This is a genomic window from Salinibacterium sp. CAN_S4, from assembly GCF_015752305.1.
Taxonomy (GTDB): domain Bacteria; phylum Actinomycetota; class Actinomycetes; order Actinomycetales; family Microbacteriaceae; genus Rhodoglobus.
This window is the reverse complement of sequence record NZ_JADOVB010000001.1, coordinates 160,612-180,727: the sequence shown is the minus strand read 5'-3', so window position 1 is coordinate 180,727 and position 20,116 is coordinate 160,612. Positions and strand designations below refer to the sequence as shown.

At 65.0% G+C, this 20,116-nt stretch carries 22 protein-coding genes; 13 read left to right on the top strand and 9 right to left on the bottom strand.

Going from position 1 to position 20,116, the window contains the following annotated elements:
- Window positions 1-18 precede the first annotated feature (18 nt).
- On the bottom strand, window positions 19-864 hold the full coding sequence (locus IWX81_RS00905) for a glycosyltransferase (protein WP_199279411.1): 846 nt from the start codon (window positions 862-864) through the stop codon (window positions 19-21).
- Between the two features lie 142 nt (window positions 865-1,006).
- Between IWX81_RS00905 and IWX81_RS00900 the strand changes: the two genes are divergently transcribed.
- From IWX81_RS00900 to IWX81_RS00880, 5 genes are all read left to right on the top strand, one after another.
- Window positions 1,007-1,240: a hypothetical protein gene (locus tag IWX81_RS00900; RefSeq protein ID WP_199279410.1), complete on the top strand. Its 234-nt coding sequence runs from the start codon at window positions 1,007-1,009 to the stop codon at window positions 1,238-1,240.
- 3 nt (window positions 1,241-1,243) lie between these two features.
- On the top strand, window positions 1,244-3,361 hold the full coding sequence (gene glgX / locus IWX81_RS00895) for a glycogen debranching protein GlgX (RefSeq protein WP_199279409.1): 2,118 nt from the start codon (window positions 1,244-1,246) through the stop codon (window positions 3,359-3,361).
- Complete coding sequence (gene treY, locus IWX81_RS00890; protein WP_199280367.1) at window positions 3,358-5,664, top strand: malto-oligosyltrehalose synthase; 2,307 nt, start codon at window positions 3,358-3,360, stop codon at window positions 5,662-5,664. The genes glgX and treY overlap by 4 nt, the downstream gene beginning before the upstream one ends.
- A complete protein-coding gene (treZ, locus tag IWX81_RS00885; protein ID WP_199279408.1) occupies window positions 5,665-7,389 on the top strand; it encodes a malto-oligosyltrehalose trehalohydrolase in 1,725 nt (574 codons plus the stop codon).
- Between the two features lie 118 nt (window positions 7,390-7,507).
- The gene (locus IWX81_RS00880) at window positions 7,508-7,801 is read left to right on the top strand and encodes a hypothetical protein (protein WP_199279407.1); all 294 of its coding nucleotides are present in this window, start codon (window positions 7,508-7,510) and stop codon (window positions 7,799-7,801) included.
- Window positions 7,802-7,806: 5 nt separating this feature from the next.
- Here the strand turns inward: IWX81_RS00880 and IWX81_RS00875 are convergent, their stop codons facing one another.
- The 4 genes from IWX81_RS00875 to IWX81_RS00860 all read right to left on the bottom strand — a co-directional run bounded on the left by IWX81_RS00875 (window position 7,807) and on the right by IWX81_RS00860 (window position 10,575).
- The gene (locus IWX81_RS00875; protein ID WP_199279406.1) at window positions 7,807-8,640 is read right to left on the bottom strand and encodes a DUF3097 domain-containing protein; all 834 of its coding nucleotides are present in this window, start codon (window positions 8,638-8,640) and stop codon (window positions 7,807-7,809) included.
- Between the two features lie 55 nt (window positions 8,641-8,695).
- Entirely contained in the window at window positions 8,696-9,262 is a 567-nt protein-coding gene (locus IWX81_RS00870; RefSeq protein WP_199279405.1) for a hypothetical protein, read from the bottom strand.
- A gap of 76 nt (window positions 9,263-9,338) precedes the next feature.
- The gene (locus tag IWX81_RS00865; RefSeq protein WP_199279404.1) at window positions 9,339-10,025 is read right to left on the bottom strand and encodes a M23 family metallopeptidase; all 687 of its coding nucleotides are present in this window, start codon (window positions 10,023-10,025) and stop codon (window positions 9,339-9,341) included.
- A gap of 142 nt (window positions 10,026-10,167) precedes the next feature.
- Complete coding sequence (locus IWX81_RS00860; RefSeq protein WP_334592533.1) at window positions 10,168-10,575, bottom strand: VanZ family protein; 408 nt, start codon at window positions 10,573-10,575, stop codon at window positions 10,168-10,170.
- 134 nt (window positions 10,576-10,709) lie between these two features.
- Between IWX81_RS00860 and IWX81_RS00855 the strand changes: the two genes are divergently transcribed.
- Window positions 10,710-11,267, top strand: coding sequence for a TIGR03086 family metal-binding protein (locus IWX81_RS00855; RefSeq protein ID WP_199279403.1), 558 nt, complete (start codon window positions 10,710-10,712; stop codon window positions 11,265-11,267).
- Window positions 11,268-11,325: 58 nt separating this feature from the next.
- Here IWX81_RS00855 and IWX81_RS00850 read toward each other — a convergent pair whose 3' ends face one another.
- On the bottom strand, window positions 11,326-12,801 hold the full coding sequence (locus tag IWX81_RS00850; protein WP_334592531.1) for a DUF7059 domain-containing protein: 1,476 nt from the start codon (window positions 12,799-12,801) through the stop codon (window positions 11,326-11,328).
- Window positions 12,802-12,840: 39 nt separating this feature from the next.
- The gene (locus IWX81_RS00845; protein ID WP_199279401.1) at window positions 12,841-13,221 is read right to left on the bottom strand and encodes a VOC family protein; all 381 of its coding nucleotides are present in this window, start codon (window positions 13,219-13,221) and stop codon (window positions 12,841-12,843) included.
- 33 nt (window positions 13,222-13,254) lie between these two features.
- Here IWX81_RS00845 and IWX81_RS00840 point away from each other — a divergent pair, with 33 nt between their 5' ends.
- The 3 genes from IWX81_RS00840 to IWX81_RS00830 all read left to right on the top strand — a co-directional run bounded on the left by IWX81_RS00840 (window position 13,255) and on the right by IWX81_RS00830 (window position 15,033).
- The gene (locus tag IWX81_RS00840; protein ID WP_334592530.1) at window positions 13,255-13,953 is read left to right on the top strand and encodes a TetR/AcrR family transcriptional regulator; all 699 of its coding nucleotides are present in this window, start codon (window positions 13,255-13,257) and stop codon (window positions 13,951-13,953) included.
- A gap of 30 nt (window positions 13,954-13,983) precedes the next feature.
- Window positions 13,984-14,478: an FBP domain-containing protein gene (locus IWX81_RS00835; RefSeq protein ID WP_199279400.1), complete on the top strand. Its 495-nt coding sequence runs from the start codon at window positions 13,984-13,986 to the stop codon at window positions 14,476-14,478.
- Between the two features lie 75 nt (window positions 14,479-14,553).
- Window positions 14,554-15,033 (top strand): pyridoxamine 5'-phosphate oxidase family protein, encoded by a 480-nt coding sequence (locus IWX81_RS00830; protein ID WP_199279399.1) that lies wholly within the window; start codon window positions 14,554-14,556, stop codon window positions 15,031-15,033.
- 23 nt (window positions 15,034-15,056) lie between these two features.
- Here IWX81_RS00830 and IWX81_RS00825 read toward each other — a convergent pair whose 3' ends face one another.
- Together IWX81_RS00825 and IWX81_RS00820 are read right to left on the bottom strand one after the other, a co-directional pair.
- Window positions 15,057-15,545 (bottom strand): SRPBCC family protein, encoded by a 489-nt coding sequence (locus IWX81_RS00825; RefSeq protein ID WP_199279398.1) that lies wholly within the window; start codon window positions 15,543-15,545, stop codon window positions 15,057-15,059.
- A gap of 74 nt (window positions 15,546-15,619) precedes the next feature.
- Window positions 15,620-16,978 carry a glucose-6-phosphate dehydrogenase gene (locus tag IWX81_RS00820; RefSeq protein ID WP_334592524.1) on the bottom strand — a complete coding sequence of 453 codons (1,359 nt, stop codon included), beginning with the start codon at window positions 16,976-16,978 and terminating at the stop codon, window positions 15,620-15,622.
- A gap of 44 nt (window positions 16,979-17,022) precedes the next feature.
- Here IWX81_RS00820 and IWX81_RS00815 point away from each other — a divergent pair, with 44 nt between their 5' ends.
- From IWX81_RS00815 to IWX81_RS00800, 4 genes are all read left to right on the top strand, one after another.
- Window positions 17,023-17,781 carry an alpha/beta hydrolase gene (locus tag IWX81_RS00815; RefSeq protein WP_334592522.1) on the top strand — a complete coding sequence of 253 codons (759 nt, stop codon included), beginning with the start codon at window positions 17,023-17,025 and terminating at the stop codon, window positions 17,779-17,781.
- Window positions 17,782-17,845: 64 nt separating this feature from the next.
- Complete coding sequence (locus IWX81_RS00810; RefSeq protein WP_199279396.1) at window positions 17,846-18,286, top strand: hypothetical protein; 441 nt, start codon at window positions 17,846-17,848, stop codon at window positions 18,284-18,286.
- Window positions 18,287-18,308: 22 nt separating this feature from the next.
- Window positions 18,309-19,631, top strand: coding sequence for an acyltransferase family protein (locus IWX81_RS00805; RefSeq protein WP_199279395.1), 1,323 nt, complete (start codon window positions 18,309-18,311; stop codon window positions 19,629-19,631).
- Window positions 19,601-20,116: a DUF427 domain-containing protein gene (locus tag IWX81_RS00800; protein ID WP_199279394.1), complete on the top strand. Its 516-nt coding sequence runs from the start codon at window positions 19,601-19,603 to the stop codon at window positions 20,114-20,116. Before IWX81_RS00805 ends, IWX81_RS00800 begins: the two co-directional genes overlap by 31 nt.

The following is a 20,116-nucleotide window of genomic DNA, read 5'->3' as shown; positions in this document are numbered from 1 at the left end:
CCGAGCGCTCGCCGTCCCCTACTCCAGTGATCGCTGCTCCCTGCGCTGCTCGTTTGCTTCCTTGAGCAACTCCCCGGCCCGCATCGCCTTCAGCGCCGGATACGCCGACATCAGGATCGCCATGGGCGCCCGCAGGGCGATGCTGCGCACTTTGTGCTTCTTGTACGTGCGCTCGAACCGCATCACGTAGTTGTAAAACTCGCGCGGATTGTTGTCGAGCCGCCTGGCGGACATGCCCGTCACCATGTCTGAGGAGTACACCACTTTCAGCGCGTGCTCGTGGAGGTGAATAGACAGGTCGATATCTTCGTGGAGTTCGTCCTCGGGGTCGAGGCACGCTTCGGACCGGATGAGCCGCCACGCGGTCGCACGAAGGGCCATGTTGCTGCCGAACAGCAGATGGTAATCCTGCGTGATGACGATCAAGGCCCGCCGCACGGCGTCATCCGTGATGGCACCGAACCGGCGAAGCGGCATGTCGTAGTAGATGACGGGCCCCGTGCACGCCGCCACGACAGGATCGGCAAATGCCTTCTGGACCTCTTCGACCCACGTCGGTTCGAGCACTGAGTCCGAGTCGATCCGGCCCAGGATGTCGCCGCGCGCGTGGTCCAGCCCGAAATTGCGGGTGGGGATGAGTCCCTGCACGTCATTCTGCTGCAGGTAGACCAGTGGCGCATCCGGAAAGGCGAGCTGCAGGGCATGGACGACCTGCGCCGTGCCATCCGTCGACCTGTTGTCGACCACGATCACCTCGAGCGCAGGAACCGTCTGGTCGAGGGCCGCCAGGACGCAGGCCTTGATCGTGTCTTCCTCGTTCCACGCCGGGATCACTATGGAAACTGACGGTGGGGACTGGGCCATGCAGCCAACCTAGTCGAGTCGGTTCGACTCGGTCGATTGATCAGCCCCCGTTTTCCCGGATAGATACCGGCAGAATCACCCGAGCACAACCCCCACGGGCGCTCACCCGGCGCTGCCTAGAATCGATGCCGGAGGTTCTTTTATGCAATCTGACAACACGGCCCCACCCACTACCAGCGACATCCGCCTCGACATCATCTCGATGCACGAGTGGCGGGTCTGCGACCGCCGCTACCCCGAACGAGACGCACGATGTGTGCTCGGCTTCATCGAACGAGAGCAATTTACCTATCATGCAACCCACATCCAGCCCTCCGGTAGCGTTGAGAACTATGGTTCCCTCGCAACTGCAACTGCATCCTTTTCGGTCGACTGAGTCATGGTAGAGAGCTGGCCGGGAACGGCATACCCCCTGGGTGCAACCTTCGACGGAAGCGGCACGAACTTCGCGATCTTCAGCGAAGCTGCCGAAAAAGTCGAGCTGTGTCTCTTCGATGACGGCGTGGAAACGCGCATCCCCCTGACCGAGGTCGACGCGTTCATCTGGCACGCGTACCTCCCCACCGTGCAGGCAGGGCAGCTGTACGGCTACCGTGTGTACGGTCCCTACGACCCGGCCAAGGGTGAGCGCGCGAACGGATCGAAGCTGTTGCTCGACCCGTACGCGAAGGCCACCAGCGGCGACATCGACTGGGACCAGTCGCTGTTCTCCTACACATTCGGTGACGAGGACTCCGAGAATACCGAGGACTCCGCGAGCCACATGATGCTCGGCGTCGTCGTGAACCCGTACTTCGACTGGACCGGAGAATCCTCACCGAGGATCGCCTATAACGACACCGTCATCTACGAAGCCCACGTCAAGGGACTGACCGCAACGCACCCTGATATCCCGGAAGAGCAGCGCGGCACCTACGCGGGCATCGCTCATCCCGCCGTGATCGAGCACCTCCAGAAGCTCGGAATCACCGCGATCGAACTGATGCCGGTGCACCAGTTCGTCAACGACTCGGTGCTTCAGGACAAGGGACTGTCGAACTACTGGGGCTACAACACGATCGGCTTCTTCGCACCGCACGCCGCATACTCGTCGACCGGTGACCACGGGCAGCAGGTGCTCGAGTTCAAGAGCATGGTGCGAGCGCTGCACCACGCCGGCATCGAGGTCATCCTCGACGTCGTCTACAACCACACGGCTGAGGGAAACCACCTCGGCCCGACCATTTCGTTCAGGGGAATCGACAACGCCGCGTATTACAGGCTCGTCGATGACGACATGAAGCACTACATGGACTACACGGGAACGGGCAACTCGTTCAACGTGCGTCACCCGCACTCCCTGCAGCTCATCATGGATTCGCTGCGCTACTGGGTGACCGAAATGCACGTGGACGGCTTCAGGTTCGACCTGGCATCCACTCTCGCCCGTGAGTTCTACGACGTCGACAAACTGTCGACCTTCTTCGAACTCGTGCAGCAGGATCCGGTGGTCTCGCAGGTGAAGCTTATCGCCGAGCCCTGGGACATCGGCCCCGGCGGCTACCAGGTGGGAAACTTCCCCCCGCAGTGGACAGAGTGGAACGGCAAATACCGCGACACCGTCCGTGACTTCTGGCGCGGCGAGCCCGCCACCCTCGGCGAATTCGTGAGCAGGCTGAGCGGGTCGCCTGAACTGTATGAGGCGTCGGGTCGGCGGCCGGTGGCATCCATCAACTTCGTCACAGCCCACGATGGATTCACGCTGCGCGACCTCGTGTCGTACAACGAGAAAAACAACGCCGCCAATGGCGAAGACAATAACGATGGCGAATCGCATAACCGTTCCTGGAATGGCGGTGCTGAGGGCGAGACGGATGACCCGGCCGTGCTCGAGATCAGGGCGCGACAGCAGCGCAACTTCATCACCACGCTGTTCCTGTCGCAGGGCGTTCCCATGCTCCTGCACGGTGACGAGATGGGTCGCACCCAGAGCGGGAACAACAACACCTACGCCCAGGATTCCGAGCTGAGCTGGGTCGACTGGGCGAACACCGATGAATCACTCATGGCGTTCACGTCGATGGTGGCGACCCTCAGGGCGAACCACCCGGTCTTCCGGCGCAAGAGGTTCTTCACCGGGCGACCCGTGAAGCGCGCCGAGGGCGAGCCACTGCGGGACGTCGAATGGATGAGCACCGACGCTTCGGCGATGACCGACCAGGACTGGGACGTCGACTACGTCAAGTCGATCGGCATGTTCCTGAACGGTGACGGAATCCGTGCGCGGGATGCTCGTGGCCAGGACATCAGCGACGCGAACTTCCTGCTGTACTTCAACGCCTCGGAAGAGGGAGTGACCTTCGAACTCCCCTCCGCCGAGTACGGAGCCCACTGGGATCTCGTGCTCGACACCACCATCGCGACAGAGCCGGAGGGGAACGTCCTCGCCGGTGAATCCATCACCGTCGGCGGACGCTCAGTCATGGTGCTGTGTGCTGGCAAGGAGAAGACATCCTGAGCATCCCGATCTCGACATACCGGCTTCAGATCAGGGCCGGATTCGACCTGAATGCTGCGGCAGATCTCGTCGACTACCTGCAACTGCTGGGTGTCGACTGGGTCTACCTGTCGCCGATCCTCGCAGCAGAAAAGGGGTCTGACCACGGCTATGACGTGATCGACCACTCGATCATCGATCCGGCGCGCGGCGGAGCTGAGGGGCTGGATGCTCTCTCCGCCGCCGCGCACGGTCGCGGCATGGGCGTGCTGGTCGACATCGTGCCGAACCACGTCGGCGTCGCGAGCCCCGCGACGAACCCGTGGTGGTGGGACCTGCTCGAGCACGGCCCTGCGTCGCGGTATGCGGAAGCCTTCGATGTGGACTGGGACTTCGGCAACGGCCGCATCCGGATTCCCGTGCTCGGCGACGAAGAGACACCGGAACTCTCGATCATCGACGGGCAGCTCGCATATTACGACCAGCGCTTCCCGATCGCCGAGGGCACCGCGGATGACGGAGCCGATGCTCGCACCGTCCACGACCGGCAGCACTACGAGCTCATGAACTGGCGTCGCGCCGATTCCGAGCTCAACTACCGCAGGTTCTTCGCCGTCAACTCCCTGGCCGGCATCAGGGTCGAGGTCCCGTGGGTCTTCGACGAGTCGCACGCCGAAATCGTGCGCTGGTTCGACGAGGAACTCGTCGACGGGCTGAGAGTCGACCACCCCGACGGCGTGCTCGACCCCGGAACGTACCTCGACGACCTCGCGAGAGCGACGGGTTCCGCCTACGTACTCGTCGAGAAGATTCTCGAGGGCAGCGAACGCATGCCGACCCACTGGCAGGCGGCGGGAACCACCGGATACGACGCCCTCGGCGACATCGACCGCGTGCTCGTCGACCCGGCAGGACGGCACAGGCTGGACCGACTCGATGCCAGCATCGACGATGCGCCGAAACAGTCGTGGCTCGACCTCATCCACGACACGAAGCGGGCTATCGCTGACGGCATTCTGCGGTCCGAGATCCTGCGGATCGCACGGATGCTGGCCGACGACACCGGCACGCTGTCCACCGGAGAGGCTGACGATGCCATCGCCGAAATCGCCGCCTGTTTCCCGGTCTACCGCTCATACCTGCCTCACGGACTCGAGCATCTCCACGAGGCGTTCGCTGACGCGCGTCATCGCCGTCCCGACCTCGACGATGCCTTTGATGTGCTGCTTCCGCTGCTGAGCAACCCGTCACATCCTGCCGCCCAGCGGCTGCAGCAGACCACGGGCATGGTCATGGCGAAGGGGGTCGAAGACACGGCGTTCTATCGGTATTCACGGCTTGCTTCCCTCACCGAGGTCGGTGGCGATCCCTCCGAATTCTCGATCGGGCTCGACGAGTTCCATTCGCGCCAGGAGAACCGGCATGCCGTATTCCCCGCCTCGCTGACGACGCTCAGCACCCACGACACCAAGCGCGGCGAGGACGTGCGCGCGCGCATCGACGTGCTGTCAGAGATCCCCGAAGAGTGGCGTTCGACCCTGACCAAGCTTCGCGAACTCGCTCCCCTGGGAGACGGTCCACTCGAGAACCTGCTCTGGGAGTCGATCGTCGGCACGTGGCCGGCGTCCCGCGAACGACTCCACGCCTACGCCGAGAAGGCGGCGCGTGAGGCCGGCAACTCGACGGGCTGGGCGGCCCCCGACGAAGAATTCGAGGCGCGGATGCACGCGCTCGTCGACAGCGCCTTCGACAACCCGCGCGCGGCTGAGCGCGTCGCGTCCATCGTCGATCGCGTGTCGCAGCCAGGGTGGTCCAACTCCCTCGCCGCCAAGCTGATCCAGCTGACCGCTCCCGGAGTGCCCGACGTGTACCAGGGCAGCGAGCTGTGGGAGACCTCACTCGTCGACCCCGACAACCGCAGGGACGTGGATTTCGTCGAGCGCCGGGCTCTGCTCGCCGCGATCGATGGCGGAGCGCATCCACCGATCGATTCGACGGGAGCCGCCAAACTGTTGGTGACGAGCGCCGCGCTTCGACTGCGTCGGGATCGACCTGAGCTCTTCACACGCTATGCGCCGATGGCGGCGATCGGTGAGGCGGCAGAGCACCTCGTGGCCTTCGACAGGGGTGGCGCTGTCACGCTGGCAACCAGACTGCCCATCGGACTGGAGGCTCGAGGCGGCTGGGGTGCGACTACCGTATTGCTGCCCCAGAGGCCGATCATCGATCTCATCACCGGCGCGGAATACGACGGCGGCGAACTGGAGGTCGGCGTGCTGCTTGCACGCTACCCCGTCGCGCTGCTGGCAACGAGGGAGGTCTAGATGGCATTCGAACTGTGGGCACCGCGCGCCTCGAAGGTGACGCTCGTGCTCGGAACCGACAGCATCTCGCTCGACAGCGTCGGCGGTGGTTGGTGGACTCCGCGGGACAGGGCGGAGTGGGTCGACGGCGTCGACTACGGCTACCTGATCGACGATTCCACGACTGCCCTGCCGGATCCGCGATCCCGCCGACAGCCGGACGGGGTGCACGGTCTTTCCCGCAGCTTCGACACCACCACGTACCAGTGGCGTGACAGCCAGTGGGCAGGTCGGGGGCTCGCCGGCTCTACGATCTACGAGCTCCACATCGGCACGTACACGCCGGAGGGGACCCTCGATTCGGCCATCGCACGGCTGGACCATCTCGTGGAACTCGGAATCGACTTCGTCGAGGTGCTCCCGGTGAACGGGTTCAATGGAACCCACAACTGGGGTTACGACGGCGTGCTCTGGTACGCGGTGCACGAAGGTTATGGTGGGCCCGCGGCGTACCAGCGGTTCGTCGATGCGTGCCACGAACGCAGTCTCGGTGTGATCCAGGATGTCGTCTACAACCATCTCGGGCCGAGCGGGAACTACCTTCCGCAGTTCGGACCGTATCTCGACGACGCGAGTTCCAATACCTGGGGCACGACCGTCAACCTCGCTGAAGCCGAAGTCCGCGAATACATCATCGCGAATGCCCTGATGTGGATGGGTGACTATCACGTCGACGGGCTGAGGCTCGATGCCGTCCACGCGCTCGTCGATTCAAGCGATAAGCACCTGCTCGAGGAGCTGGCGGAGAGAACGGACAGCCTCAGCGAATCCCTCGGCCGGCCCCTGACACTGATCGCCGAGTCCGATCTCAACGACCCGAAGCTCATCACGCCGCGATCCGATGGCGGCTATGGGCTCACCGCCCAATGGAGCGACGATTACCATCACGCGGCCCACGTCAACCTGACGGGGGAAACGACGGGCTACTACGCGGACTTCGACTCGCTCGACGCACTCGCGAGGACCATGACGCACGGCTTCTTCCACGACGGAACCTACTCGTCATTCCGTGAGCGCAACCACGGCGTACCGATCGATCGCAATGCTGTGCCCACCTGGAGGCTCGTGACCTTCACCCAGGATCACGACCAGATCGGCAACCGCGCCACCGGCGACAGGCTAACCGAGACGCTCGATGCGCAGCAGCAGGCCATCGCGGCCGTGGTGACGGTGCTGGGCCCGTTCACGCCCATGGTGTTCATGGGCGAGGAATGGGGCGCGTCGACGCCGTGGCAGTTCTTCACGTCGCATCCTGAGCCCGAACTCGGCACGGCCACCGCTGAAGGCCGCATCGCCGAGTTCGAGAAGATGGGCTGGGATCCGGATCTGGTGCCAGACCCCCAGGACCTGTCCACGTTCACGAACTCGAAGCTCGACTGGAGCGAGCTCGACGAGCCCGCCCACGCCAGGCTGTATTCGCTCTACCAGCGGCTGATCGCCCTGCGTCGCGAGCTGCCCGGGCTCACCGATCCGGCATTCGACTCGATCACGTGCGAGTTCGACGAGGCCGCGAAGTGGTTCAGGATGGATCGACCCGGCGTCAGCGTCCTCATCAACTTCTCGAACGAGGCACTCGACGTCCCCGCTCCGGCGGGCGACGTACTGCTGGCGACCTCGGGCAGCCCCGCGGTGGAGTCGGGATCAATAGCGCTTACCGCACACAGCGCTGCGGTCATCCGTACCTGACGGGCTGTCGCGGAGAACTGAGGAAAGTTGTAACCCGATCCGGAGTATCTGTCAAGCTCTTTTGCCGGAAGCCCGTCGATGGTCGAATAGATATGTACCCCATGTCGAAAGGCGACCAATGTCGATCAGCCAACTCCCCCACGCTTCATCGCACTCCCGCCTGCCTGCACAGTCCGCACCGGCACGGCGTGAACGACCCGAACCGTCGATCGCACTCGTGCGCGACGACGTGTACGCCGTGCTCGATGTGCGTGACACGATGGGATTCGTCGAGCGGGTCGGGAGCGTCTATGTCGCGCTCTGCGGTGAGCGGCAGATCAAGGCTGTCGAGGTCGGCCAGTCCCTCTCCTGGGATGTCGCCGTCGAGATGGTGTGTCTCGCTCACCGCCGACGCCGGTCGAACCCGAGCTGACCGCTCTAGGTCGTGACGAAGTCGATCAGTTGCTCGACCCTGCCGAGCAACTGCGGCTCGAGGTCGGCATAGCTGTCGACGCGTGACAGGATGTGCTGCCAGGCACGGGCGATATCGGCCTGATCTTCGTGCGGCCATCCCATCGCCTCACAGACCCCGTGTTTCCACTCGGTTCCCCGCGGAATCACCGGCCACGCGGTCATGCCCAGCCTGTGTGGCTTGACCGCCTGCCAGACATCGATGAACGGATGACCGACGACGAGCACATGCTCGCGGGACGTCCCACGATTTACCGCGTCAGCGATGCGTGATTCCTTCGAGCCGGCGACGAGATGGTCGACGAGAACTCCCACCTTGCGGCCCGGTCCCGGTCCGAACTGCTTCAGGATCGATTCCAGGTCGTCCACGCCGGCAAGGTATTCCACGACGACGCCCTCGACGCGCAGGTCGTGGCCCCACACCTTCTCGACGAGTTCGGCGTCATGCCGTCCCTCGACGAAAATGCGGCTGGGAAGAGCGACCCTCGCGCGCTGGCCCTCGACGGCGACAGAACCCGAAGCGCTACGCAGCGGCGCCGCCGCCTTCGGCTGAGGTCGCACGAGCTTCACCGGGCTGCCATCGACGAGAAACCCGGCGCCGAGGGTGAAGGTACGGATCGCCCCGAGTCGATCCTCGAGTTCGATCATCCCGTTCGCGTATGCGACTATCGCACCGACGAAACCAGTCCCTGTCTCCTCGAGGACCAGCCCGCGCTCGACCGGGAGCTCGGGAATCGGAGCCGGCCCCCGCCGCTTCGTGAAACCTGCGAGAACGTCACTGCCGTATCGGTCATCATTCACCGGTCGAGGCTAGCCGACGGTGCCCCTGACGCTGTCGAGACCCTCCGGCGCGTGGTCAGAAGCCGAAATCGCCGCCGAAGTCGCCACCGCCACCGAAGTCCCCGCCACCGAAGTCGCCACCGCCATCCGCGCTCGCGTCAGCACCGGAATCCGCACCGGGGTCGGAGCCAGCGTCGGCCGCGGCATCCTGGCCGCCGAGATCAGGCATGAACGCCGATACGAGTGCCGAGCCGATCACGTAGCCGGCGACAGTGCCGAGAATGGTGCTTCCCACCATGCTGCCGAAGCCCGGTCCCTGGAACGATCGCTCCATCGTGCCGGGCTGGCGCAGCTCGGACCTCGTCGCCGCCGAGGCGAGAGAGGCGGCATCCTGCCCCCGCGGCGCTTCGCCGGCCGGGGCATTCTGCGATAGTTCGGTGAAGATCTTCGACCGCTGCTCGTCGGTCAGCCTGGCGAATGCTTCGGCGTGAACCTGTTCGATGGTCTCTGGCGGCGCCGTGCGCAGCAGGTACCTGTATCGCTCGACAGCAATGTCGTCGTTACTGCGAGGTGTCGTCCCCTGTCGCGCAGGAGGTGGCGGGGCCTGGTCGGGTGCGCCGAAGAGCCTGTCGAAAAATCCCATTGCATCCTCCCGGTGTCGGGCTGGCGCCCGTCCGCTCCAGCGTATGATCCGAATCTGGGAATCGGGTCGGATCGCGCTAAGAATTCACGTGCGCGAGAAGCCAGGGATACGGATCGATCATGGCCCCATCGATGATGAGACTGAGGTGCAGGTGCGCGCCTGTTGATTGACCGGTCGATCCCACGAGTCCGAGCTGCTGTCCCCGGGACACCACGTCGCCGACGCTGACGCCGATCGAGTCATCCTGCAGATGGGCGTAGAGACTCGACACCACCTGGCCATCGACGACATGCTGGACCACCACTTTATTGCCGTACCCGGTGGAGTCCCAGCCGGCCTCGGTCACCACTCCCGCCGAGATGGCCTGGACCGGGAATCCGGATCCCGGATTGAAATCGGTGCCGGTGTGGTCGGTCGAGCACCCCTCGCACTCCCTGAGGCCGAATCCGCTACTGATCGGGGTAGATACGGGGACGGGCCACTGGACCACGGAGAACGTGGACATCGCGAACCTGTCCCGCTGGGGCGTCGCGATGGGGACGGGCTGCGTGACGAGCGCCTGGACGCGCACTGTCGTGTCATAGGCAGGCGAGGCGAAAGCTCCCGGCGGCAGCGACGGAACACTCGAGAGCAGCCCGATCGCGGCGATGGCTGAGAGCAGAACAGCCCTGCGCGGCGAGCGGAAGAGCCGAAGCAATCCGCGCTGATGGGGAACATTGAGGGTGGGCGCAGCGGGTTCGGGCGCGCGTGAGTCATGTGGCAAGGGAATGGTCTTTCGAGGTCGGCGCGTGCACAGGCACGGCGCGTGCGCGAATGGCACACAAGGAGGGGTAGTCGGCACCCTGGATGGTGCGGTGCGGCCTCGAAGGGAGCTCATCCGGCGGTGCTGTCGCGCCGGGGCTCACTCAGTCCTGGGGAATTTCCCTGGTACCAGCTTGACTGACGACCCTGTGTGATTCATGTGCACGCATCAATCGCGAACGGGGAGCGGTCAACATCGACGCGATGACGACGCCGATGATGGCGCCAGCCGTCGCCCAGGCGACGTCGCTGAGCCGCGCATAGCCGGCCGGCATCCATGCTGATTGTGCCGTCTCGATCCACACCGCCGCCAGCACGCTGAACGCGAAGGCTGCCCACCATCGGCGCCGCCCGAGCGACAGCAGCAGCAACACTCCCACCGGCACGAAAGCCACCACCGGCCAGTACCACTGGTCGCGAGCAGTCGCGGGGCTCGTCATGAAGGTCGCACAGACGAGCAGGGTGAGATACACGAGAGTGACGCCCAACAGCATCATCCTTCTCGCACTCATTGCTCCAGTATCACCCCGCGTCCTTCGCGAAAGGTGTGAGTACCGTGAACGGCAGGTGGGAGCATCCGTCCGGCAGGGAATCATGGCCGGGCGGTGGCGGTTGCTACTCTCGAATCGACACCGGAAGGCGCACCATGGCACACGACTGGCTTGAACTTCAGAAACAGGCTCACCGCGAGTTCGACCAGCGACTTGCGGCCGTCAGCGACTGGGACGTCTCGACTCCCGCGACCGAATGGACGGTGCGGGATCTCGTCAGCCACGTCATCGAGGAGCAGCAATGGGTCCCCTACCTGCTGGCCGGTTCATCGATCGAGGCGGCCCGCACAGAACTCGAACCGCTGAGGGATGACCTCCGCGCAGAGTGGCAGTTGTACTCATTCGCTGCCACCACGGCCTGGGAGGCGACGTCGCCTGACACCGTGGTGCAGTTGTCGTATGACACGGTCACCATGGAGGAGTTCCTGCGCGAGCAGGTCGCCGATGTGACGATCCACACCTGGGACCTGTCACGGGCCATCGGCGCAGTCGAGACTCTCGACCCGAGCCTGGTCGAGGCGGTCTGGACCGTCTTCGAACCCCAGAAAGAAACCCTTGCAGCGAGTGGCCTGTTCGCCTCACCCGTGCCGATTCCGGATGATGCGCCGCTGCAGCAGCGCCTGCTCGCCGTTACCGGCCGCGACCCGCGCTGACCCCACTCGCCTTGATCCGCCTCGCGCGATCGGGGCGAATCACCCGGAGGGCTGTGCGCTATCCCCGCAACAGTCCGGTTAGAACCAGTTCGCGCAGCTGGGGCAGCAGTTCGCTCGTCAGCTCGTCGTCGTCCACCTCGAGGAGTTGTGCCACCGCGGCGCAGATCACCCCCACGGGCAGTGTTCCGTCGCAGGCGCCCACGACGGCGGCCAGCGCCGTGCCGAGGGGAACTGTGCGAGAGAAACCCGCGCCCTGCCGGAGGTCCATCACGGTGGGATGCTCGTCGCCCGGCCAGTAGTGCCGCTGCTCTGTGACGTCGGGGGTCACGGTGAACGTGGCGCGAGCGAAGGCCGCGTCATCCATCGAGTGCAGCCAGTCTGCGGCGGAGAAGAACGCCGCGATGCTCGTGCCCAAGGAATCGGCGAGGGGCGCGTCGAGTCTTTCGAAACGGCGGATGACCGGCCCCCCTGTCAGTGGCCGGCGAAGTGTGACGTATCCGAACCCGACCTCGGTGACTCCCCGTGACTCGAAGTCGTCGAGCCACGCGTTATACAGTCGGTCGAATTCAGGCCCTGGGAGCGTTCCGCCATCGCGGATCCAGGTCTCCGCATAGCGTTCGACCGTCTGCCGCTCGCGTTCGATCACCCACGCGTCGAGGCCGGTGAAACGCACCCACTGCTCTACCCGAACGAGCCCGTCCGAGGCGCCGTACTCCCAGTTGCCGAGCAGCTGCGCGATTCCTCCCGGAACGAGCCGCGACTCGACATCCTTGATGACGGAGGCCACGATCCCATCACCGACCATTCCACCGTCACGGTATTCGTAGGCGGGCACCCCATCCTGCCCGCGGGGGGTGATCACGAACGGCGGATTGGAGACGACGTGGCCGAACGACTCCTCGAGCACGGGCTCGAACAGGCTGCCGAGGCGCAACTCGATGTTGATGATGCCGTTGAGCTCGGCGTTGAACGCTGCGAGTTCGAGCGCCCGGGCTGAGATATCCGTCGCGATCACCCTGGTGGCGTGGCGGGCGGCATGGAGCGCCTGGATTCCGCAGCCCGTTCCGAGGTCGAGAGCGAGCTCGACGGGCTCCGAGATCATCAGGCCGCTCAGAGTCGTGGATGCCCCACCGACGCCCAGCACGTGATTCTCGGGAATCGGCGTGCCGAGGGCGAGCTCACCGAGGTCTGACGCGATCCACCAGCTGACCAGGCCACGGTCGTCGGCAAAGGAATAAGGGCGCAGGTCGAGCCGCGGAGCTCCCTGGGCCGTCACGAGACCGAGTTCGACGGCTCCGGCGAGGCCGAGCGTCGGAAGTGCTGCGTCCACATCGGCGGGCTCGGCGGCAAGACCGAGAACGAACACCCGTGCCAGCGTGGAGAGCGGTGTCGTGGTCGTGATCCGCCTGAGCGCGGGCACCCGCTGGCCGCGATGGAGGGCTGCCGAGGCATCCTGCCCCCAAAGTTCGGCGAGGGCATCGACCGTGAAGTTCGCACTCGACAGATCCGCGGCGAGGTCGGCCAGTGCTGTCACGACTCCATTCAACCACCGACAGCCGGAGGGTCAGCCCGGTCAGTCGACGAGCACGGCCAGCACGTTTCCGGCGGGGTCCCTGAACCAGCAGATCGGTGGCCCGAACGTCGGGTCGTTCGGGCGGGAGATCCCTCGTTCGTCGGTGAACCCGTCGTAGATCTTCGTCACAACGCCGCGCGCGTTCAGGGCGTCGACGGCAGCGTCGATGTCGGCGACCGGAAAATTCAGGATAGTGAAGGTCGCCGGCACGTGGTCGGGCTTGGGATAGACCAGAATCACCCCGCCGGTCGGCAGGTGGATGGTGAGGAAGCCCATCGAGTTGTCGCTCACATCCAACTCGAGGATGTCGCGATAGAAGATTCTGGCTGCATCGATGTCGTCGACCGAAAAGCCACTGAAAGCCGCTGAATCTGTGAACACGCTGTTTCTCCCTCTCGTGCGCCCGGTGAAGATGTGTACGCCGTAAACACTGGCATAGGATGGGACGACCGTCTACAGAAGAGGACAACCATCTCCACCGCGATCTATGGCCGACCGAACTATCACCACGGGGACCTCAGGCAGGCGCTGCTCACCGCAGGCATCGAACTGGCGAGCCAGGGTGGACCGGATGCCGTTGTGCTCAGGGAAGCGACCCGCCAGGTCGGCGTTTCGCCCAACGCCGCCTACCGACACTTCGCCGATCGCGATGCCCTGTTGGCGGCCGTCAGCGATGCGGCCCTGGCCATGCTCGCGACGACGATCGATGAGATCTTCGCAGACATTCCGCACGGGGAACCCGACACCGTGGGTCGCGCCCAGCTTCGCGCCGTGGGCACAGGATATGTCAGGTTCGCACTCGACAATCCCGGTCTCTTCCACGCCGCGTTCTTTGTGCCGTCTGACCTCGAATCATCGTCGGCCCCCACCAAGGCCGGACCCAGCGGCCGCTCGCCCCTCGAGTTGTTGACGTCAGCGCTCGACCAATTGGTGGCCTCGGGCGCGATGCCCGCCGAGCGTCGACCACAGGCCGAATTCCTTGCCTGGTCGGCGGTGCACGGATTCGCCCTGTTGCTCATCGATGGACCACTTCGGGCACTCCCCCGCGAGCAGGCCGATGCTGTGACCCAGCGATTGATCGACATGGTAGAGGCCGGCTTCACCTGCCCCTGACGATCGGTGCGGCCTAGGTAGGGTGGAAGGGTGAAGCCGCTCACCCCCGCCGACATCCGCGAGAGTTTCGTCAACGCCACCCGGGGCGAGGCCGAACGGGTTCCGATGCCGGGACTGCACGACGTGATCTGGGCCGACCGCGAGTACCTGGGGTGGCGCGACCAGCAGGCACACCAGCGCGCGTATCTCGTGCATTGGGCTGACGACAGGCCCGTCGGGATCCTGCTGCGGTCATCCGAATTCTCACTCCAGCCCGGCATCTCCGCTATGTGCTCGCTGTGTCGGATCACCCGCCGCTCCGACGAGATCAGCCTGTTTTCCGCGCCACGGTCAGGGCAGGCCGGTCGCGACGGCAACACCATCGGAACGTATCTCTGCAACGACCTGGCGTGTTCGCACCTGATCAGGATGCTGCCGCCAGCGCATCCCATGCAGCCCTCCCCCGAGGAGATACTCGCCACCCGCACCGCCGGGCTTATCTCGCGCGTGCAGGCTTTCACGGCGAGCGTGATGAAGTCGGCCTGACCGACTCCGGGTACCCCTGACCCTCGGGCCGGTCAACCCCTGTTGTCCCTGCGGTCGAGGTCGCAGAGTGGAACCATGACACACGACGACCTGACGACGATCAACGACATCATCAAGAGCACGAGGTTCGCCACGGTGACCACGCGCACCTCGAACGGCGACCTCGTGAGCCGGCCGCTCGCGGTGCTGAGCCACGAGTTCGATGGGACTGTCTGGTTCTTCACGCAGGACCCCAGCCCGAAGACCGCCGATATCTCGTTCGACGAGCACGTCAACGTAACCTACATCGACGGCCAGAACACCGTCTCCCTCGCCGGCACCGCCACGGTGAGCCGCGACCAGGCCCGCATCGACGAGTTCTGGAATCCCTTCGCCGAATCGTGGTTCGAGGGCGGTCGAGAGGACCCCTCGGTCGCACTCCTCCAGGTAGCTGCGACGAGCATCGAGTACTGGGATATCGACAAGCCCGCCATCGCGCGTGCGTTCGAGATCGTGAAAGGGCTCATAACCCGCTCGGCCCCTGACGTCGGAGAGAACCGCACGATCCAGCTGTAAGGCTGGGAACTGCCTGATCAGAGTCAGATAGTGGTGCCTGCCGCTCGTCGCGATACCTCGCGAGCAATGGGCGGCAGGACCTTGTTCATGTATGGAGCCCACAGCACCCTGACGATCAGCGCCACGATCCAGTTCCTGCCGGGTTTGCCGAAAAACGTGTAGGTCCAGCTGATCTGAGTCCCCGTCTCGATACGCTCGAACCGCCACTCGGCCCTCGCGCCGGAGACCAGCAGGCCGAACAGCTTCTGGAAGTCACTGAGTTCGTACGCGAAGTAGGTGGGTGAATCCGTGTCGGTGATGGTCTCGATCACGTGTCCGCCACCCGAGAGGATGAGCCTGCGGGTGCGACCGATCGTGTCCCAGGTTCCGGACTGCTCGCGCACGGCCGTGACCGCGGGAAGCGGGCCCGAGCGCGGATAGAACGTCGCCGGGTCGAGGGGGCCCGAGATCTCGTAGGCCTGCTTCGGTGTGGCGAGCGCCACAGCGACACTCGTTGCGCTCGTCCCCGACATGTGAACCCTTCCGTCTGACTGCTCTTCGGAGCGCCCCACAAATCGGATAGGCACGGGGTCCGTCAGGGAGAAGACTAGCGCCAGTCGGCCGGACCGCTCGATCCCGCGGGATACTCGTCGAGGGGCACCGTGTTCTTTCGCCAGGCCGCGAGGGCGGGCGCGACGATCCTCCAGCACTCCTCAGCCACGTCCCCGCGCACCGACAGGGTCGGGTCGCTTTCCAGCAGCCCCGCGAGAACTTCGCCGTACGCACTCAGCTCTCCGGCTCCGAGGTCGGAGTGCAGGATGCTCGGCTCCAGGGTGAACGGGTCTCCTTCGCCGTTCACCATGAGGTCGAGGTCGAGCGTCGCCGGCTTCATCGACATGGTGAGCCTGGACGGCACCGCCGCCCGGGTCAGCCCGACGGGCAGGTGAGGCACTTCCTTGAAGGTGACGACCACCTCCTGCTTCGCGTCGCCGAGCGCTTTGCCGGAGCGGAGAGTGAATGGCACGCCGGCCCAGCGCCAGTTCGCGATCTCGAGCGTCAACTCAGCGAGAGTCTCGGTTCCGAGCTCCGGATCCACGCCGCCCTCATCTACGTATGCCGGAAGTTCGCGGCCGGCAACGGTGCCAGCGGCATACCGTGCACGACGACTGGATGACCCGTTCTTCGACTTCATGCTCGTCGCCCTCAGAACCTGCGCCATCGCGCCACGCAGATCGTCCGCATCGAGGCTCGCCGGCGGCTCCATCGTCGAGAGTGCGAGCACGAGCAGCAGGTGACTCTGGATCATGTCGACGAGTGCACCGGCTTTGTCGTAGTAGCCGGCGCGGTTCTCGAGCGCGAGAGATTCGTCGAAGACGATCTCCACCTTCTCGACGTTCTCCGCAGAGAAGAGGGGCTCGAATATGCGATTCGCAAATCTCACACCGAGCATATTGAGCACGGTCGATTTGCCGAGGAAATGGTCGACCCTGAAAATCTGCTCCTCCGGGAGCATCTTCTGCAGCAAACGGTTGAGAGCCTTCGCCGTCCGCAGGTCGGTGCCGAAGGGCTTCTCGAGCGCGAAAACGATTCCGGCTGGCAGCGACATGTCCGCCAGGGCCGTGCACGCTGCGATGGTGATCGCCGGCGGCAGCGCGAAGTAGAGGGCGACCCGACCGGGGGCAGCCGCCAGCACGGCGGCGAGGTCATCCTCACTCGTCACGTCTGCCCTGATGTAACGGGTCGAGCCGGCGACCGTCGTCGCGAGCGTCGACGGAGCCGTGGCAAAAGCCTCAGACACCGCGGCGCGCCAGTCGGACTCAGAAACTTCACCCCGGTCGACGCCGATCAGGGTCAACGGCGTGCCCCTGGACGATTCCAGAAGGGATGCCAGCCCCGGAAGCAGCAGCCGCGAGGTGAGGTCACCACGGGCGCCGAGGATGACGAGGGTATCGATGCGTTCAGTCACCCTTCCGACGATACCGGGTGGGACTGAACGGGGAGAATGATGATGTGAACCCCATCCTGCGCCGAGTGCGCCGTGTCTCTGTCGTGATCGTCGTCGTGCTTTTGCTGCTGGTGCTGGCATTCCTGTTCTATTCGAGCATGGTGATGATGGGCGACAGGACGGCGGCCATCAAGGCATGGTCGAACCCGGCGGTCTCCATCACCTCCACGGAACACTCCATCGTGCTCGAGCCCTCTGGCGAGGCATCCGGCAGCGGACTGGTCTTCATTCCCGGAGCCAAGGTCGATCCATACGCCTACATGTTCAAGCTCTCCGGCATCGTCGAGTTGAGCGGCGTGACGGTGGTGATCACGAAACCCACCCTCAATCTCGCCTTCTTCGACCAGCGACCGCTCTCCCTCTTCGAGGACGATGCGCCGGAGGTCACCCGCTGGTTCGTCGGCGGGCATTCGCTCGGAGGGGTGCGCGCCTGCCAGCTCGCCGAGTCTCCCGGCGATGGCGCCGAGGTCGCCGGACTCGTGCTGTTCGGAAGCTATTGCGCGAACGACCTCTCCGATTCGACCCTCGACGTGCTGTCGATCGGCGGAAGCAACGATGGCCTGAGCACGCCGGCGAAGATCGATGACGCCTCGAACCTGCTGCCGGCAGAGGCGGATCTCGTGCAGGTCGACGGCCTCAATCACGCGGGATTCGGCGACTACGGCAGGCAGCCCGGCGATGGCACGGCGACCCTCAGCGCCGACCAGGAGCGCGACGCGATCACCGGGTTGCTGCAGTCGGTCCTCGGCACGAACGTGCGGTGACCCCCGCTGATGGCACCCGTAGTGGCGGCAGCGATCGGCCCGGTGGTGTGGATATGGTGTGCTCATGCCATCGCCGCGAGTCGTTCTGAGCGCCAGTGCGCAGTCAGATGTCGACCGCATCCTCGATGCCGCCATCAGGGCCGCTCAACAGCACCTAGCCGAGTCCAGTGAATTCGATCCGTTCGCACTGGTTGCGGGCCTCGACGGTCGCCTTCTGGCTGCTGACGTCGATAACTCGGGCCTCGGCCGGCATCCTGAATCCGACCTCATCGCGGATGCGACGACCATCCAGCTCCGTGCCATTGCGAGCACGATCCGCTGTGCGGCGCTCACCGTCAACACCAGGCTGAGCGAGTTGAAGACCGATGCCGTGGAGGTTCGGATCGACCATCGCGAGGGTGCAGGCCTGCTCGTGTTCCTGCCGTATAAACGACCGCGATTCGGCGGAGCGGTCGAATACGGCGACCTGCGGGCGTATCCGACCGTGCCGACCATTTGGAGATGACGATCTCTCGTAGAGTGTCGCCATGACCAACGTGGCTCCCCGAGCCGTCCAGACCAAATCACCGTCCACGGTCCGATCGCGGAATTCGTCGATCGACCTCTCCCAGCGAGACCTGACCCTCGATATCGCACGAGTGTTCTGTGTGTTGTTGGTGGTGGCGATCCACCTCATGATGGTGGGGGTCGGATTCGACGCCGACGGGCAGCTCGTGGCCCAGAGCCCGAGCGAGAGTCCGCTGGGAACCCAACCGTGGTTCGCCGGTGTCACGTGGGCCGGCCAGATCATGCCGCTGTTCTTCGTCGTCGGAGGATTCGCGTCGATCACCGCCTGGCGCAGCACAGTGCGCCGCGGAGGCACCGCCGCCGACTACGTGCGGAACCGGGTCCTGAGGCTCGCGCAGCCCGCGCTTCCGCTCTACATCTTCTACGCGGTCGTCATCGGCGCCGCGACCATCGCCGCGATAGCGCCGGAACTCCTCAACCTCGCCGTACAGGGCGCGGCATCACCGCTCTGGTTCCTCGCCGCGTATACCCTCTGCCAGTCGATGGTTCCGACCATGGTGAGGCTGCACACCCGGGCTCCGCGACTCATCCTCGCGGCGCTCCTGCTCGGAGCCGTGATCGTGGATTACATCAGGCACGCCACAGCGATCGACGAGATCGGGCTCGTCAACCTGTTCTTCGTGTGGCTCTTCGCCCAGCAACTCGGATTCTGGTACGCGGACGGCTGGTTCGCCGCTCGCCGATGGTGGCAGCTCGTGCTCATCGCCGCGGTCGCCTATGCGACCCTGCTTCCGCTGACCTTCGGCGGGCTGTATCCCTTCGACATGCTCACCAACCTCAACCCGCCCACTGTGCCGCTGATAGCGCTCGCCGTCGCGCAGGCCTGCGTGCTCCGACTGCTGCGCCCCGCACTCGCCCGACTGATGAACACCCATGCCGCCAGGGCAGTGGTCTTCATCGTCGGTTCCCGGCTGATGACCGTGTACCTGTGGCACCTGCCCATCATCCTGATCATCACGGGAGCGTCGCTGCTCATCCCCGGGGCAGCGCCCATACCCGGAAGCGCCGCCTGGTGGTGGTCGCGGCCCGTGCTCTACATCGTCGTGCTGCTGGCCGTCTTCGCCCTGTCATTCCTCGTCGGCCGGTGGGAAGCTCCCCGCGAGGTCACGGCGACTCCCCCGACCGGCATCGTCGCGCTTGCCGCCGTGCTGTCGTTCATCCCGTCATTCCTCGTGCTCGAGTTCTTCATGAACCTCACCCTCGCCGTCGCCGGAAGCGTGCTTCTCACAGTGTCGGTGCTTATGCTCGGACGATGGAGAACTCGCGCAACCGCCCTGGCCTGAGCCGCATCGAACCTGGCCCCGGGCAGGAGTCTGTCTGGGATTATCCTCGGCCGCCCCGCGTCGAACCCAGCTCTGAGCGCATCGTCGTCACCCTCGGCGGCCGGGTGATCGCCGACACGACGGAGTCGGTGCGCGTGCTCGAGACGAGTCATCCACCCGTCTACTACCTGCCCCGCTCGGCGTTCGCCGAGGGCAGCCTCGTCCCCGCTGCCGGCAGCAGTTTCTGCGAGTTCAAGGGCACAGCGAAGTACCTCTCGGTCGTGTCCCCGGATGCCACGGCCGAGCGATCGGCCTGGTACTACCCGACCCCGACCCGGGGTTTCGAAGCTCTCGTCGATAAGGTCGCCGTCTACCCCTCGGCCATGGACTCCTGCGTTGTCGCCGGAGAAACAGTCCAGGCGCAGGCGGGCGACTTCTACGGCGGCTGGATCACCAGCAGGGTGGTCGGACCGTTCAAGGGGGGAGCGGGTACCGCGGGGTGGTAG

Excerpts from the sequence above, each read along its gene's own strand:
- IWX81_RS00900 (WP_199279410.1), top strand. The coding sequence starts at position 1,007 with ATGCAATCTGACAACACGGCCCCACCCACTACCAGCGACATCCGCCTC.
- IWX81_RS00855 (WP_199279403.1), top strand. The coding sequence starts at position 10,710 with ATGGCACACGACTGGCTTGAACTTCAGAAACAGGCTCACCGCGAGTTC.
- glgX (WP_199279409.1), top strand. The coding sequence starts at position 1,244 with ATGGTAGAGAGCTGGCCGGGAACGGCATACCCCCTGGGTGCAACCTTC.
- IWX81_RS00800 (WP_199279394.1), top strand. The coding sequence starts at position 19,601 with ATGGAGAACTCGCGCAACCGCCCTGGCCTGAGCCGCATCGAACCTGGC.
- treZ (WP_199279408.1), top strand. The coding sequence starts at position 5,665 with ATGGCATTCGAACTGTGGGCACCGCGCGCCTCGAAGGTGACGCTCGTG.
- IWX81_RS00860 (WP_334592533.1), bottom strand. The coding sequence starts at position 10,575 with ATGAGTGCGAGAAGGATGATGCTGTTGGGCGTCACTCTCGTGTATCTC.
- IWX81_RS00880 (WP_199279407.1), top strand. The coding sequence starts at position 7,508 with ATGTCGATCAGCCAACTCCCCCACGCTTCATCGCACTCCCGCCTGCCT.
- IWX81_RS00805 (WP_199279395.1), top strand. The coding sequence starts at position 18,309 with ATGACCAACGTGGCTCCCCGAGCCGTCCAGACCAAATCACCGTCCACG.
- IWX81_RS00825 (WP_199279398.1), bottom strand. The coding sequence starts at position 15,545 with ATGTCGGGGACGAGCGCAACGAGTGTCGCTGTGGCGCTCGCCACACCG.
- IWX81_RS00905 (WP_199279411.1), bottom strand. The coding sequence starts at position 864 with ATGGCCCAGTCCCCACCGTCAGTTTCCATAGTGATCCCGGCGTGGAAC.
- IWX81_RS00870 (WP_199279405.1), bottom strand. The coding sequence starts at position 9,262 with ATGGGATTTTTCGACAGGCTCTTCGGCGCACCCGACCAGGCCCCGCCA.
- IWX81_RS00810 (WP_199279396.1), top strand. The coding sequence starts at position 17,846 with ATGCCATCGCCGCGAGTCGTTCTGAGCGCCAGTGCGCAGTCAGATGTC.
- IWX81_RS00830 (WP_199279399.1), top strand. The coding sequence starts at position 14,554 with ATGACACACGACGACCTGACGACGATCAACGACATCATCAAGAGCACG.